Here is a 15,446-nt window from a genome sequence, read left to right on the forward strand (position 1 = left end):
CATTAATGAGCTATCTATTCCTCTTCATACTCTTTCTCCCGTTCAAGTTGTTCGGGAAACTGTTTTATAAAAAAACAGGCCGAAACTTGCTGATTCAAACGGCAAAAATAGGTGACTTCGTCAATGTCACCCCTGTACTCGCCCACCTGAAACATAGCGATGTTTTAATCAGCAAAACTGTTCTTCCGTTGGCCAAATATGATGAAACTATTAATACTATTTTTCTGATCGAAGAGCATAAAAAGAGTCTGTGGCGCAAATTTCGCCTCGCTGTTAAGTTGTTAAATCGATATGAAAATATCTACTTGCTACAACCTAACAGCACTAATCTTTTCTTCGCTTCAGTCTGTAATGCCGCCAATAAGCAGTTTTTATCTACCTATACCCGCCGTTGGTATCATGCGTTGTTTTATCTGACGGCAAATGGCGTTGTAGAACATCGCAAAGACCAATTAACCGTAGATGATTACCTTAAACTTGCGGATCGTAACCTGACCTGGCGAGACTCTCCGAAGCATGCGACTTTGCCATTAAGAAAACCGCAGACCTACCCTGCATCACTTGATAAACAAAACGTGATCAAAATAGGTCTGAGCATTTCTGCAGGAAACAAATCAAAAACTATCCCTTCAGAAGTCTGGAAGAAAATTTTTGATGCATTACAGGGGCTAAATTGTATTTATTATGTTTTTGGCCCTCAAAGCGAACAAGTCTGGTTAGATGATCTACATCGTGAAGTCGGGATGCGAGAGGATATTGTTAGCCTGGTTGGCGAACTTCCTTTAGAAGATGTCCCTTTCGCTATCAGTAAAATGGATTTCTATATCGCGTCAGACTCGGGAAATGTTTACATAGCCGATGCAGTAGGAGTCCCAATTGTTCTTATTTATGGGCCATGCTGTATTGCGGAGCAACGTCCGCTGGGGAATGTGTTACTGATTGGTAGCAAAGTGTATGAAAAGTCATACATCTTCGAAGCGCCTTATTATTTCGACCGTACAAGAGAAGAGATGTTTGCATTAACTGAGGATAATTTATCTGCCATTTATCAATTTATTGCTAATCATGAAAACAATGGATAATAGGATAAGATGAGCGTCTTATGAGTACTTTGACGAAACAAATATATCGCTATACGCACCCGAGAAGTATGCGTCATAATGAAAATTTATGGCCCTATGTCAAAATCCAACGAGATAAATTTGGTTCCATATCAAAGCTAAACTATAAGAACAACGAAATTCCATTACAAAACTTATCTATACTTAAAGATAGTTTTGATGGCAGCGTACTATTAACCGCAACTGGCCCATCGATAAAAAAAATAGATTTTTCAACCATTCCAAATATAACAGCAATTGGTGTTAATGGAGCATGGCATCTTAATGAACATGTTGATTTCGGTATTTACATTATAGTCGATATGTTATTTATTGATAGCAGAATAGACCTAATTAAAAAAATTGTAAGCAAAGAAGATTTAATCTTATTTACCACCATGCATGGTGTAGTGAAGTTAATTGATAAGCTTGCATTGATAAATATAAAGTGCAAGTTAGCTATAATAGAAGATAAATGCTTCCAGGTTTACAAACCAAAAGTCTCATCCAATGCTATTCATTCAACTTTCAAGTCTCAAACTAAAATAATTTTTTCGCAAGAAAAACAAAATATTGCATTTAATTATGACATTAGGAATGGGGTTTTTGATGCCGGGACTGTAGTCTATTGGTCACTTCAAATCCTTGCTTATTTAGGATTCAATATAATTTATATTGCTGGTTTAGATATGAATAATTTTTCTAGTCCGCGATTTTATGAGAGTCCAGACGATATGTTACCATCATTTCTTGATGATAAGTTACACGACACCATCATCCCAGCATTCCAACTTGCCAGACATGCGCTGGATAATAAAAATGTTGGGGTGATCAACTTATCATTAGACAGTGCAATCCCTTCTAATATTTTCCCCAAAATGGATTACCGTGATGCTTTTAACTAATCACTTACGCATTGAAAAGACATACTCTCTTTTTTTTGTAGCGTTTATGTTCTTCAGTGCTATATTCTGTAATGTATCAAAAGTAAATCTTCTTTTTCATACATCACTAATTATTTTTATTTCTACACTTGTGTTATCCCAGGCATCTCGAGAAAAATTCCTACAAGATAAGGCATTCTTGAAGAGTTTGATTCTCCCGCTGCTATTTTTATTTTATTTCTCTCTATCTAACTTATGGTCACAAAACCCTGTAAACATCAGCTCAACCTTAAAGCAAATGCTATACTTATTAATATTCATTTGCCTTTTCCGCCAGGTGGAAATATTAGGTTATAAAAAATATGTTATGGGTGCAGTGTTTCTTGGCATGAGTTTATTGTCTGTACTAACATTAATAATGGTCGATAAAACAATTATTCTACAAAACAGGCTGGACAATAGCTTCCCATGGGCACCAGATAATGTCATTGATCTGGGTGGTTATATGGCCATTGGAATGTTTTGTGGCATAATATTTATTCGAGAAACAGGGAAGAATTGGCTCTATTTACTTTTCCCTATTTTACTTGCATCACTTCTTTTGACACAAAGTCGTGGCCCGCTAATTGCCTTTACAGCAGCATTTGTGTTGTTATTCATAGTAAATCCTAGCTATAAGATAAAGCATATCCTTTATGGGGTGGCGATTATTGTTACTATTCTGGCGCTGGTATTTCTTACCAGTTTCCATCATATTTTTATCGATCGCTTAGAAAGTACGTATCAACAAAGCTTCATTCGTTTCGGCATATGGGAAAATACTTTAGAAATAGCGAAGGAAAAGCCAATTTTTGGATGGGGCTATGATAAAAGCCTGGTCTTCGTAAACAGCATTGGCCAAAACATTTCCACAACCCATACTATTTACCTGTCTTCTTTTTTAAAAGGCGGTATCGTTGGCTTTATATTACTTATGAGTGTCATTGGCTATGGATTGTTGCAACTGCGCAAACACATACGTGTACAGCAAAAAACAGAAGCATCCATCTTTATCTTTGCTTTGATTTACTATATGACTCAAGGAATGTTTATCATAGGGAACCCTCAGGAGTTTTGGTTCCTGTTTTGGTTCCCATTGGCTGTAATTCTAAGTACACCAATAAAATCGACAACTTCATGATAATGTAAAAACAAGAGCAGTTTACTGCTCTTGTTTTTCTTTCAGCTCATAATACTCAGCCAATGTCATTCCCCTGGTTCGCTCTGCGAGCCAGGAAAATAACGTATTCAAATCCTGATATAGCCTTTCAATATCAGCTTCATCTTTGAACGTTGGACTACCACCGGGCATAAATTCTGATGAATGAAGCATAAACTCTACGTAATCGTTGCCTTGGGATAAGGTTTTTTCTGCAACAGCTATCATTTGTGCAGCATTGCCACCTGATGGGCGCAACCAATTTACTGAAGGACTACGATATTTCCCGCGCATCTGGTCATAGCCTTGCTTAAAGCTATTCATCAGATTGCTATGCTTATATTGAATACTCATCGGGACTTCGAGTAATGCGGAGTTACCAGACTGGTCAATATTTTCCAGATCCATAAAATAAGCCTGGGTCGGGAAATGTTGATAATCCGTTCCGCCATTACCAGTAGGAGCCCCCTTCGCATTTCGCCAGTTAACTCTCGGCGTCACAGAGCAATCCACCTTATAACCCAACTCCACCAGTAATTTGGCATAGCGACTATCAAATGACCAACGCCCGGCACGATGACTAATCATTTTTGTGCCAAATGTTTCTTCCAGCAACGTGGTCATATAAACCACTTTCTCCCGCATGATCTCATCACTGTACTCAATGAGATAGGGCTGCCAGCGCCAGTCATCGCCCGTTAAATCGTGATCGGGTGGGCTATTCCATGCGTGTAAGTGCATGCCAACTTCGCCCTGACCACGAGCAATGACATCTTTGGCAAACTCGATAAAAACCGGATCTACAGCCATCTCATAGTTCGTAAGCCAAACCGGCTTAAAACCATATTTTTCACATAAAGACTGAAAACGAGGTAAGAACCGAGCATTCTCAGTTTTGATTTGTCGATGGTTTTGCCAGAGATTATCGCCTTCGGTATCAATGGTGATAATGAATGCAGGTTTGGTCATTTCCGTCTCTGAAATAAAGATGTTCACATCATGTTACGCAGCCTGCCAGATAAGGGCAAACCGCATACGATCAAATTTCTAACTCCTGAGCACAAATGTAGCAACCACACTCAAGGTCTATTAGAATCACCCTTTGGTTAATCTTCTAAAGATGATAATGAGTAACGCTTTGAATGCTCTTGCAGCCATGCCACCTACCCGTATTTTACTGATAAAGTTGCGCCATCATGGTGACATGTTGCTCACCACTCCGGTGATCAATGCATTACATCAAGCCTGGCCACACGCAAAAATCGATGTTCTGCTCTATGAAGAAACGAGAGACATGCTGGCGGCCCATCCATTCATTCATCGTATTTATGGAATTGACCGTAAATGGCGCAAACTCGGTACCCGCCAGCATTTATGCAAAGAGTGGCAATTACTTAAAACATTGCGCGAGCAAAAATATAGTCTGGTTATCAATCTGGCCGATCAGTGGCGTAGCGCCGTGGTCACTCGCTTCACTGGTGCTCCTTCGCGTATCGGTTTTGATTTCAATAAGCGCCGCGGCTGGATCTGGCAACATTGTCATACTCAACTTGCTTCAGTGTCAGGTCATCAGACCCTGCACACTGTGGAGCAAAACCTCTCCATTATTGCCCCGTTGAATATTGCTCCAGTCAGGGATGTTACGATGAGCTATCAGCCTGGCGACTGGCAATCCGTGCAAAGTAAGCTGCAAAGCAATGGGGTTGAAGGTTCCTATATTGTGGTGCAGCCCACCTCCCGCTGGTTTTTCAAATGCTGGGATGAGGGCAAAATGGCTGAAACCATCACTGCTTTGCAAAAAGATGGGCATTCCCTGGTATTGACCTCCGGGCCGGATAAAAACGAAAAAGCGATGATTGAAAAAATCCGTGCGTTATGCCCATCAGAGCGAATCCATTCCCTGGCGGGTGAGCTAACTCTGCGCCAATTAGCGGCACTGATCGACCACGCCCAACTGTTTATCGGTGTGGATTCAGTACCGATGCACATGGCTGCCGCATTGAAAACACCATGCATCGCGCTATTTGGCCCTTCAAAGCTGACATTCTGGAGCCCGTGGGACGTCGTCGGTGAAGTCATTTGGGCAGGAAACTATGGTGATTTGCCAGACCCTGACAAAATTGATACCAATACGAAAGAACGTTATCTCGATGCCATCCCAGTCGACATTGTTGTCGCCGCTGCAAGGAAACAGTTGTTATGAAGCGCTGCCGTCTGGCTATTGTCCGCCAAAAATACCGCCCGGATGGAGGCGCTGAACGTTTCGTTTCACGCGCACTTGAGGCGTTAAGCGCCCACGATATGGAACTCAACGTTATCACTCGGCAATGGCAGGGTGAGCGCCAGGATAACTGGCATATTCATATTTGCGATCCGATGAAACTAGGTCGAATCAGCCGTGAAAAAGGTTTTGCCGATGCGGCAAGAACGCTATGGCAACGTGAGAATTTCGATATTGTTCAAAGTCATGAACGTATAGCGGGTTGCGATATTTATCGCGCAGGTGATGGTGTTCACCGCCGTTGGCTGATGCAGCGTGCAAGAATTTTACCCGCCTGGCGCGGAAAGTGGCTATTTCTCGATAGATACCATCGTTATGTGATGCAGGCTGAGAAGGCGATGTATCAGGCTCCCGAACTAAAAGCCGTCATCTGCAATGCCGAAATGGTTAAAAGAGAGATTATCGAAGATTTCTCTATACCTGCTAATAAGATACATGTCATCTATAATGCTATTGACTCTTACCGCTTCGTTCCGGCAAATGATGAGCTACGCACGAAACTACGAGATGAATTATCTATCCCGCAAAGCGCAGTAACATTGGTCTTTGTCGGTTCCGGATTCGAGCGTAAAGGGTTAGCCAGTGCAATTAAGGCCATTGCTAATACCGACCGCTATCTGGTGATCGTTGGGCAAGATAAAGTCGAGAAAAGTTATCGAGAACTGGCACAATCTCTGGGGTGCCTGAATCGCATACGCTTTATGGGAATGCAGAAAAATACGCTGCCTTTCTATCAGGTAGCTGATGGACTATTACTGCCAACACTATATGATCCATTTCCAAATGTGATTCTTGAAGCAATGGCATGTGGTTTACCGGTTATTACCTCGGCTACCTGTGGGGGAGCTGAATTTATAACAATCGGACAAAACGGATACGTTTGTGATGCACTCAATATCCCACAACTTTCAGAAGCGGTAATGGCAATATCTTCACGCTTTGTGGATGAGAAAATGGGGGAATATGCTCGCGAGCGAGTCAGGGATGCGACACCGGAAAAACTTTCACAGCAACTTATTTCGCTGTATCAAAATATACTGGATTAGACGATGCGTATCCTAATGATTATTGATGGTTTACCTGGCGGCGGTGCTGAAAAAACCGTGCTTACCTTATCGAAAGGTTTGGTCGCAATGGGTCATCAGGTTTCCGTTTTCTCACTGCGTCGCGTCTGTGATTATGAGATTCCGGAAGGCGTTGATTATCAAGTGATTCTGGATACTTGTAAAAAACCGTGGCGTAAGCTGACGGAATTGTCCCGCCGTGCCGCTCTGCTGGATAGCGCAGTAGAACAAGCGCAGAAAAAAGGGAATTTCGACCTCGTTTTATCTCACCTGCATAAAACCGATCGCATTGTTGCCCACACTAAATCCATTGCGCGTGAAAAGCTCTGGTACTGTGTCCACGGCATGTATTCTTATTCATATCTTCAGCATCGTCAGGGTTTCTCACGCTGGATAAAACGTAAGAAAATTCAAAGCGTTTATCAAAATAGTAATGTCGTCGCTGTTTCTCAGGCAGTTTTGCACGATATTACGACAAATTTCGATATTACGCTGTCCGGGGGCACCGTCATTCATAACCCATTCGATATCGACGGAATACATTTAAAAGCAAAAGAGTCGTGTGAAATGGCCGGGCAGGATTATTTAATCCATGTGGGTCGCTTCCATGAACATAAACGCCATGACCGGCTGATCAGCGCTTATGCTCTCAGTGAAATTCAAGCTCCGTTGGTTCTGATGGGTAACGGCAGCAATGAGCGTATTGCCGAGTTAAAAGCGATGGCCACAGCCGCTGGTGTTGCCGAGCGTGTGATTATAAAATCATTCGCACCAAACCCTTATCCATGGATTGCCAATGCACGTATGCTGCTGCTTAGCTCAGATTGTGAAGGATTTGGCAACGTTCTGGTCGAAGCACTAATTTGCCAGACACCAGCCGTCAGTACAAATTGCCCTGGCGGGCCTGCGGAAATTTTGACCGGAGAACTGTCTCGCGGTCTTTCCGGCATGAGCGCTCAGGAACTTGCTGACACTATGCTGGATATTTACAACACCCCACCGGTTATTGATATCGCAACGATTGAGTCATATAGCATTGGTGCCATCTGCCAGCAGTATTTGTCTCTGGCGACAGAAGAAAGATAACAATATTTTCGGGTAATTTTATGCCACAGAGCCTACGTCCACTCCTTAGCGTTGTTGCTGCTGTTTATAACGGCGAGCTTTTTTTAGCTAAATTCTTTGCCTGTCTTGAAGCTCAGAACATCGACAGCATGGAAGTCATTATGGTTAACGATGGTTCAACCGATGGCTCCATGGCGATTATTAACGCCTGGCGCAGCAAGTTTCCTGGTATGAAAATAATCGAACAGGAAAATCAGGGCGTTTCGATTGCGCGTAATACCGGGCTTGCTGTAGCCACAGGTCAGTACCTCTCCTTCCCGGACATTGATGATGACTTTAAGTCCGGCATGTACCAGCATCTTCTTGATTTAGCCTTAAAAAATGACCTTGATGTAGTGACGTGCAATGGTAATTACGTTTACGAAAACAACAAAAAACCTTCACGGCCAATTTTTCCGCAAGACAAGCTTCAGTCTACCGACGTACTGAGTGGTCCCCAGTGGCTTAAACGTGCGCTCAATTCGCGTAAGTTTCTGCACGTGACCTGGCTAAACCTTTATCGCCACGATTTTATTCGCGAACATGGCTTTACCTTCGAACCCGGCTTACGTCACCAGGATATTCCGTGGACAACGGAGGTGTTACTCGCCGCGCAGCGCGTTCAGTACACTGACGCTCAATACTACGATTACTACATCCATTCGGCCTCGGTATCCCATAAACCAGACACGGATGACACCCTGATCCGCTCAGCACGTCATTATATGAAAATACTGGAAATGTTAGATGCCATTAACCAGCGTTATCCGGAAGCGGTAAAGAATATTCCAGCCTGTAACTGGCAAATCGCGAAAGAAGGTCTGGGGATATTGCACACTTTCAATAACATGAAAGATCCGCACAAGAAGAAGATGATCATTCAGGAATTTTTTGATCGCGGTATCTGGCGTCTGATTTGGAAAAATGCCCGTGGATTCCGCCTGCGCTGGCGTCTGGGTCGTCGTTATCTAAAATTGAAGAAAGCGACCCGAGTTCCGGGCTGAGGTACTGCCTCTAAGCGGGTGGATGCATGCCGCCCGCGACTTCTGTCCCTCAAGCACTAACCCATCTGAATACTAAGCAATGCCTTCGTGAAGTTACCAAAACAATAGCTTTAAGCTTCCCGAATGCTTAGAATTTGCCCGCCGATAATGAAAATACGGAAAATTCGCTTGGAATCGTTGTATACCGCTCTGTTCTATCTTATTCAGCCTTTTGTGTGGCTGCGACTGTTACTCCGTAGCCGTAAAGCTCCCGCGTATCGCAAACGCTGGGCGGAACGCTACGGCTATTGCCGTGGAAAAGTGGTGCCCGATGGTATTCTTCTGCATTCAGTTTCCGTAGGTGAAACCCTGGCGGCAATTCCGTTAGTTCGCGCCCTGCGCCATCGCTACCCAACGATTCCGATTACCGTCACCACCATGACTCCAACAGGTTCGGAACGTGCGCTGTCGGCTTTTGGGCAAAATGTGCATCATGTTTATTTGCCTTACGATCTCCCTTGCGCCATGAAGCGCTTTTTCAATACCGTGCGTCCCAAACTGGTTATCGTGATGGAAACCGAGTTGTGGCCAAACATGATCAACGAATTACACCAACGCAAAATCCCTTTGGTCATTGCCAATGCCCGTCTTTCTGCCCGCTCGGCAAAAGGGTATAAAAAGCTGGGTAATTTCACGCGCCGCCTGATGAGCAAAATCACCCTGATCGCCGCACAGAATGAAGAAGATGGTGGTCGTTTCATCGAGCTTGGTCTGAAACGCTCTCAATTAACCGTTACCGGTAGCCTGAAATTTGATATTTCAGTGACTCCAGAACTTGCCGCACGCGCAATTACGCTACGCCGCCAATGGGCTCCACATCGTAAAGTGTGGATTGCCACCAGCACCCATGATGGCGAAGAAAGTATTATTCTGGATGCACACCGCCAGTTACTGGCCAAATTCCCTGATTTACTGTTAATTCTTGTCCCGCGCCACCCGGAACGCTTCAAAGATGCGCGTGATATGGCTCAGAAGGCTGGTTTCAGCTACATCATGCGCAGCAGTGGTGAAAAGCCATCCAACAGCACCCAGGTGGTGATTGGCGATACTATGGGCGAGTTGATGATGCTGTACGGAATTGCCGATCTGGCCTTTGTGGGCGGCAGCCTTGTTGAACGAGGAGGCCATAACCCGCTGGAACCTTCCGCTCATGCGATTCCGGTACTGATGGGCCCACACACCTTCAATTTCAAAGATATTTGCGCCAAATTGCAGAGTGCCGACGGGCTGATTACCGTTACGGACGCGGCTTCACTAGTTAACGAAATCACCACCCTGCTAACCGACGAAGACTATCGCCTTTATTACGGTCGCCATGCCGTGGAAGTCCTTCATCAGAATCAGGGCGCATTGCAACGCTTGCTACAATTACTGCAACCGTACCTGCCGCAACGGAGCCATTAATGCCCAATCGCTTGTCTGTGGTGATGATCGCTAAAAATGCAGCGGACGTATTGCCAGAATGTCTGGCTTCAGTGGCCTGGGCTGATGAAATTGTTTTGCTGGATTCAGGCAGTACCGATTCTACTGTCGAGATAGCTCTTCAGACTGGTGCGAAAGTTTTCATTAATGAAGAGTGGCAAGGCTTTGGCAAACAACGCCAGCTCGCACAGAGCTACGCCAGCCACGATTATGTTTTGATGATCGATACCGATGAGCGTGTCACGCCAGAACTGGCCAGTACGCTAAAAGCGGTTTTAGAAAATCCGCAGACAGATGCTGTTTACAGTATCGCGCGCCGCAATCTGTTCCTTGGGCGTTTTATGCGCCACAGCGGTTGGTATCCGGACCGCGTCACACGCCTCTACGCTCGAGCGTTCTACCATTATAATGATAATCAGGTTCATGAGTCTCTCGAAGCTCCAGGGGCGAAAGTTATCCCACTCAAAGGGGATTTGCTCCATCTTACCTGCCGTGATTTCGCCAGCTTCCAGCGTAAACAGTTAAATTATGCGACCGCCTGGGCGCAGGAGCGTCATCAACGTGGCAAGCGAGTCTCTATTGCGGGTATTTTAGGTCACACATTTGGGGCATTCTGTAAAACGCTGCTGCTACGAGCTGGTTTTCTTGATGGGAAACAAGGTTGGCTACTTGCTGTCGTCAACGCACAGTACACATTTAACAAATACGCTGAACTCTGGGCGCTGAATCAAGGCTATACGGAAAACAAAACTCTATGACCACCCGAGCGATTTATCCTGGCACGTTTGATCCCATTACCAACGGTCATCTGGACATCGTGACGCGTGCTGCGATGATGTTTGATACCCTGATACTGGCGATTGCGAATAGCCCGCACAAGAAGACCTTGTTCACGCTGGAAGAAAGAGTCCAGCTCGCGAAAGGTGTTACTGCACATTTGCCTAATGTTGAGGTTGTCGGTTTTAGTGATTTGATGGCGAATTTTGCTAAAACTCAACAAGCTAACGTTTTGGTCAGAGGACTACGCACGGCGGCAGATTTTGAGTATGAGATGCAGCTGGCTCATATGAACCGCCACTTAATGCCAGAGCTAGAAAGCGTGTTCCTGATGCCATCAAAAGAGTGGTCTTTTGTCTCTTCATCGCTAGTTAAAGAAGTCGCGCGTCATCATGGCGATGTTGCGCACTTCCTGCCTGAGCCGGTATGCAAAGCGTTACTGGAAAGACTCAAGCAGGAGACAGCTGAATAAAGAGCTAGTGCTGGCAATGGCGGCAATAAAACGTGCTGCGTTGCCCATGCTTGCTGATGAGAATAGGCGCTCCACATACCCGACACGGTTCTCCTGCACGCCCATAAACTTGTAACTCCTGAGCGAAATACCCCGGTTTACCATCCGATTGCAGGAAATCTTTTAGCGTCGTCCCACCTTGTTCAATAGAACGCAGTAGTACCGCTTTAATGGTTTTGACCAGTAATTCACACTCAGTTTGTGATAACGACTGCGCAGTACGATCCGGATGGATGCCCGCAGCAAACAGCGATTCACTGGCATAAATATTACCCACGCCCACCACCAGCTTGTTATCCATCAGCCAGGGTTTAATCGCGAGTTTCTTTTTCGCAGATTTTTCACGCAAATAGTCTGCCGAAAATGCGTCGCTCAATGGTTCCGGCCCCAGATGAGCCAGCACATTGCTGCCCTCCAACTCTTTAGCCCATAACCAGGCACCAAAACGGCGCGGATCGGTATAACGCAACACTTTACCGTTACTCATCACCAGGTCGACATGGTCATGCTTTTGGGCAGGATAATCTTCAGGAAGGATACGCAGGCTACCTGACATGCCAAGATGGATAATAATCCAGCCATCAGGGAGTTCGAGCAGCAGATACTTAGCGCGGCGTTGCACGCTTAAAACAGGTTTGTCGCTTAGAGCATGGATTTCATCGGAGACAGGCCAACGCAAGCGACCATTACGCACCACGGCGTGAAGAATAGTTTCCCCGACCAGATGTGGTTCAATACCACGGCGACTGGTTTCTACTTCCGGCAATTCAGGCATCTCTCCTCCAGACTCAAAAGCCTAAAACGAAAAAACCCCGCCGAAGCGAGGTTTTCATCAAAGACACTAAAATTATTTAATTTTAGCTTCTTTGTACAGTACGTGTTGACGGACAACTGGATCGAATTTTTTCAGTTCCAGTTTTTCCGGCTTAGTACGCTTGTTCTTCGTGGTGGTATAGAAGTGACCAGTACCAGCAGAAGAAACCAGCTTGATCTTCTCGCGAACACCTTTAGCCATGACTTAATTCCTCTTAGTACTTCTCGCCACGGGTACGCATATCGGCCAAGACCGTTTCGATACCCTTCTTATCAATTACACGCATACCTTTAGCAGATACGCGCAGTGTGACAAAACGCTTCTCGCTCTCAACCCAAAAACGGTGAGAGTGCAGGTTCGGCAGGAAACGGCGTTTGGTCGCGTTCATTGCGTGGGAACGGTTATTACCGGTCACCGGACGCTTGCCAGTAACTTGGCAGACTCGGGACATGTCTATTCTCCAAAAATCAAATTAGCTCGAGCTTCGTATAGGGTTATGGCGCCTCGTCAGGCCGCAAGCCTGGTCCCTGGCGGTTCCATGTGAACCACAGTTCCAGGCGCATAATGCCAAAACCCGAGATTCTCAAAGGTGGCGTAGTATACGCTGCCTAACGCATGTGCTCAAGTCCCGAACAGACAAAGATCCCCAAGGATCGCGCAATTCGGCCTAAATCCACCCACGTTCTGCAAAAGAAACGTACTCTCCACGGCCGATAACAAGATGATCGAGCACTCGAATTTCCATAAACAGGCAAGCTTTTACGATGCGTTCGGTAATAACGCGATCGGCTTTACTCGGTTCTGCTCGACCAGACGGGTGATTATGCGCGAGTATTAACGCCGCTGCATTTGATTTCATCGCTTCACGCACAATTTCTCTCGGATGGACCTCTACATGGTTCAATGTTCCAGAAAACATCGGACAATGTTTAATCACCCGATGCTGATTATCCAGAAAAATAACCATGAAAACCTCGCGTTCTTCAGTCGTTAGCTGGCTTTGGATAAATTCCCTGACTGAATCAGGCCCTTTTAAAGTCAATTCTTCAACGCCTCGAGAATAGTAATAACGCCGCGCTAGTTCAGCTATGGCGTTTAACTGCGTGTATTTAGCCTCACCAATACCCTTAACATCGTTGAACTGCGAATAGTCCGCTGACAACAGCCGGCTTAACGAGCCAAACTGATGCAGTAAGGTTTGCGCAAATGTCAGGACATTCATGTTTCTGCTGCCAGTGCGTAAAAAAAGCGCCAGTAACTCCACATCAGATAAAGAACTGGCCCCAAATTTCAGCAGTTTTTCGCGCGGCATACTCGCTTTATCCTGCCCCATGATCACATCCATCAGAACCTCCTTGCCCTTCATTTCCGCTATTGTGCACAACTCGAGAAGCACAAACGACAGGCAGATATTCCGCATGCGGGATGTCTCGCAAACTGCAAAAAAGTCGATACCTAATGAGTGTGGTAAAATAGCCAGATGACTGTGACTTGTGGTGGAAAAATCATGATGGGGCTTTCTGGCAAAAAAATTGTTCTGGGTGTGAGCGGTGGTATCGCTGCCTATAAAACACCAGAACTGGTGCGCCGTCTGCGTGAACGCGGGGCAGAAGTAAGAGTGGTAATGACTGAGGCCGCCAAAGCCTTTATTACGCCACTGAGTTTACAAGCCGTATCAGGTTATCCGGTTTCAGACAGCTTGTTAGATCCCGCAGCAGAAGCCGCAATGGGCCATATAGAATTAGGCAAATGGGCTGATTTAGTTATCCTTGCCCCCGCCACGGCCGACTTAATTGCCCGCATTACTGCAGGCATGGCAAATGACCTTGTGAGCACAATTTGTCTCGCCACACCGGCACCGGTTGCCGTTGTCCCTGCCATGAACCAACAGATGTACCGAGCCACTGCAACTCAACACAACCTTGAAGTTCTCTCTTCACGCGGCTTGTTGATGTGGGGGCCGGATAGCGGCAGCCAGGCCTGTGGCGATGTTGGCCCAGGTCGAATGCTTGACCCGCTAACCATAGTCGAAATGGCGGCACAGCATTTTACTGTCACCAAAGATCTGCAACATCTTAATATCATGATTACTGCTGGCCCAACCCGCGAGCGTCTGGACCCGGTGCGCTATATCACTAACGATAGTTCAGGGAAAATGGGTTATGCCATCGCGGCGGCGGCGGCATCGCGTGGCGCGAATGTGACGTTAATTTCTGGCCCTGTATCTTTGCCAACACCACCATGGGTGAAGCGTATTGATGTCACCACAGCGTTGGAAATGGAAGCTGCTGTTCAGCAACATGTTCAGGAACAGCAAATTTTTGTGGGCTGTGCCGCAGTTGCGGATTATCGTGCAGCCGCTGTAGCTGATGAGAAAATCAAAAAGCAAGGCGATGAAATTACAATAAAAATGATAAAAAACCCGGACATCGTCGCCGGTGTCGCAGCACTTTTGGCGCACCGACCTTATGTTGTTGGGTTTGCCGCCGAAACAAATAATGTGGAAGAATACGCCCGGCAAAAACGTATGAGTAAAAATCTCGATCTGATTTGTGCGAATGATGTCTCACAAGCAGGCCAGGGATTTAATAGCGACAACAATGCACTGCACCTTTTCTGGCAGGAAGGAGATAAAGTCTTACCTCTTGAGCGTAAAGAACTCCTTGGCCATCTTTTACTGAACGAGATAGTTACCCGTTATGATGAAAAAAATCGACGTTAAGATTCTGGACCCACGCGTTGGCCAACAGTTCCCCCTGCCGACTTATGCTACTTCCGGCTCTGCGGGTCTTGACCTGCGCGCCTGTCTGGATGAAGCCGTAGAGCTTGCTCCTGGTATCACCAAACTGATTCCAACCGGGCTGGCTATCCATATCGCCGACCCAACTCTTGCAGCTGTCATTCTGCCTCGTTCAGGTCTTGGTCATAAGCATGGCGTTGTTTTAGGCAACCTTGTTGGGCTGATAGACTCCGATTACCAGGGTCAGTTAATGGTTTCCGTCTGGAACCGTGGACAAGATCACTTCACTATCGAACCGGGTGAGCGCATTGCTCAAATGGTGTTTGTGCCAGTCGTTCAGGCCGAATTCAATCTGGTTGAGGATTTCGATTCTAGTGACCGTGGCGAAGGTGGTTTCGGCCATTCAGGACGCCAGTAACTTCATTTAAAAACGTAACCCCACAGCGTAAAAAATGTGAAAAAAACGCAAACTTCAAGTTTGCGAGCGCGGTGTGGTTACCTGCCTGAC

17 protein-coding genes are annotated in these 15,446 nt (G+C 45.8%); 12 read left to right on the forward strand and 5 right to left on the reverse strand.

Annotation, left to right across the window (positions count from 1 at the left end; all coding sequences use genetic code 11):
- The first annotated feature begins 5 nt into the window (after positions 1-5).
- Genes EC843_RS22080 through EC843_RS22090 form a run of 3 tightly spaced genes read left to right on the forward strand, consistent with a single transcriptional unit; the run spans position 6 to position 3,164 of the window.
- The gene (locus tag EC843_RS22080; RefSeq protein ID WP_064541782.1) at positions 6-1,082 is read left to right on the forward strand and encodes a glycosyltransferase family 9 protein; all 1,077 of its coding nucleotides are present in this window, start codon (positions 6-8) and stop codon (positions 1,080-1,082) included.
- 20 nt (positions 1,083-1,102) lie between these two features.
- The gene (locus EC843_RS22085) at positions 1,103-2,005 is read left to right on the forward strand and encodes a hypothetical protein (protein ID WP_064541785.1); all 903 of its coding nucleotides are present in this window, start codon (positions 1,103-1,105) and stop codon (positions 2,003-2,005) included.
- Positions 1,992-3,164: an O-antigen ligase family protein gene (locus EC843_RS22090; protein ID WP_133523064.1), complete on the forward strand. Its 1,173-nt coding sequence runs from the start codon at positions 1,992-1,994 to the stop codon at positions 3,162-3,164. Before EC843_RS22085 ends, EC843_RS22090 begins: the two co-directional genes overlap by 14 nt.
- A gap of 21 nt (positions 3,165-3,185) precedes the next feature.
- On the opposite strand, the gene EC843_RS22095 is transcribed toward EC843_RS22090, so the two are convergent.
- On the reverse strand, positions 3,186-4,151 hold the full coding sequence (locus tag EC843_RS22095) for a polysaccharide deacetylase family protein (RefSeq protein WP_133523065.1): 966 nt from the start codon (positions 4,149-4,151) through the stop codon (positions 3,186-3,188).
- A 151-nt stretch (positions 4,152-4,302) separates the two neighbouring features.
- Here EC843_RS22095 and rfaQ point away from each other — a divergent pair, with 151 nt between their 5' ends.
- From rfaQ to coaD, 7 genes are all read left to right on the forward strand, one after another.
- Positions 4,303-5,385, forward strand: a complete 1,083-nt coding sequence (rfaQ, locus tag EC843_RS22100) for a putative lipopolysaccharide heptosyltransferase III (protein ID WP_064541794.1) — start codon at positions 4,303-4,305, stop codon at positions 5,383-5,385.
- Positions 5,382-6,509 carry a glycosyltransferase family 4 protein gene (locus EC843_RS22105; RefSeq protein WP_133523066.1) on the forward strand — a complete coding sequence of 376 codons (1,128 nt, stop codon included), beginning with the start codon at positions 5,382-5,384 and terminating at the stop codon, positions 6,507-6,509. Before rfaQ ends, EC843_RS22105 begins: the two co-directional genes overlap by 4 nt.
- Positions 6,510-6,512: 3 nt before the next feature.
- Positions 6,513-7,613, forward strand: a complete 1,101-nt coding sequence (locus EC843_RS22110; RefSeq protein WP_133523067.1) for a glycosyltransferase — start codon at positions 6,513-6,515, stop codon at positions 7,611-7,613.
- A gap of 20 nt (positions 7,614-7,633) precedes the next feature.
- Positions 7,634-8,635 carry a glycosyltransferase gene (locus EC843_RS22115; protein ID WP_133523068.1) on the forward strand — a complete coding sequence of 334 codons (1,002 nt, stop codon included), beginning with the start codon at positions 7,634-7,636 and terminating at the stop codon, positions 8,633-8,635.
- Between the two features lie 168 nt (positions 8,636-8,803).
- On the forward strand, positions 8,804-10,078 hold the full coding sequence (gene waaA / locus EC843_RS22120) for a lipid IV(A) 3-deoxy-D-manno-octulosonic acid transferase (protein ID WP_133523069.1): 1,275 nt from the start codon (positions 8,804-8,806) through the stop codon (positions 10,076-10,078).
- Positions 10,078-10,854, forward strand: a complete 777-nt coding sequence (locus EC843_RS22125; RefSeq protein WP_133523070.1) for a glycosyltransferase family 2 protein — start codon at positions 10,078-10,080, stop codon at positions 10,852-10,854. Before waaA ends, EC843_RS22125 begins: the two co-directional genes overlap by 1 nt.
- Positions 10,851-11,345: a pantetheine-phosphate adenylyltransferase gene (gene coaD / locus EC843_RS22130; RefSeq protein WP_064541812.1), complete on the forward strand. Its 495-nt coding sequence runs from the start codon at positions 10,851-10,853 to the stop codon at positions 11,343-11,345. The genes EC843_RS22125 and coaD overlap by 4 nt, the downstream gene beginning before the upstream one ends.
- A 4-nt stretch (positions 11,346-11,349) precedes the next feature.
- Here coaD and mutM read toward each other — a convergent pair whose 3' ends face one another.
- The 4 genes from mutM to radC all read right to left on the reverse strand — a co-directional run bounded on the left by mutM (position 11,350) and on the right by radC (position 13,531).
- Positions 11,350-12,159 (reverse strand): bifunctional DNA-formamidopyrimidine glycosylase/DNA-(apurinic or apyrimidinic site) lyase, encoded by an 810-nt coding sequence (gene mutM, locus EC843_RS22135; protein ID WP_064541815.1) that lies wholly within the window; start codon positions 12,157-12,159, stop codon positions 11,350-11,352.
- Between the two features lie 72 nt (positions 12,160-12,231).
- Positions 12,232-12,399 (reverse strand): 50S ribosomal protein L33, encoded by a 168-nt coding sequence (gene rpmG / locus EC843_RS22140; RefSeq protein WP_002208990.1) that lies wholly within the window; start codon positions 12,397-12,399, stop codon positions 12,232-12,234.
- A gap of 13 nt (positions 12,400-12,412) precedes the next feature.
- Positions 12,413-12,649 carry a 50S ribosomal protein L28 gene (gene rpmB, locus EC843_RS22145; protein WP_034461465.1) on the reverse strand — a complete coding sequence of 79 codons (237 nt, stop codon included), beginning with the start codon at positions 12,647-12,649 and terminating at the stop codon, positions 12,413-12,415.
- A 216-nt stretch (positions 12,650-12,865) separates the two neighbouring features.
- Entirely contained in the window at positions 12,866-13,531 is a 666-nt protein-coding gene (gene radC, locus EC843_RS22150) for a DNA repair protein RadC (RefSeq protein ID WP_064541912.1), read from the reverse strand.
- Between the two features lie 177 nt (positions 13,532-13,708).
- Here radC and coaBC point away from each other — a divergent pair, with 177 nt between their 5' ends.
- The gene (coaBC, locus tag EC843_RS22155; RefSeq protein WP_064541915.1) at positions 13,709-14,920 is read left to right on the forward strand and encodes a bifunctional phosphopantothenoylcysteine decarboxylase/phosphopantothenate--cysteine ligase CoaBC; all 1,212 of its coding nucleotides are present in this window, start codon (positions 13,709-13,711) and stop codon (positions 14,918-14,920) included.
- The gene (gene dut, locus EC843_RS22160) at positions 14,898-15,356 is read left to right on the forward strand and encodes a dUTP diphosphatase (RefSeq protein WP_064541819.1); all 459 of its coding nucleotides are present in this window, start codon (positions 14,898-14,900) and stop codon (positions 15,354-15,356) included. Before coaBC ends, dut begins: the two co-directional genes overlap by 23 nt.
- Positions 15,357-15,446 lie beyond the last annotated feature (90 nt).

Source organism: Buttiauxella sp. JUb87, from assembly GCF_004361975.1.
Classification (GTDB): Bacteria; Pseudomonadota; Gammaproteobacteria; order Enterobacterales; family Enterobacteriaceae; genus Buttiauxella; species Buttiauxella ferragutiae.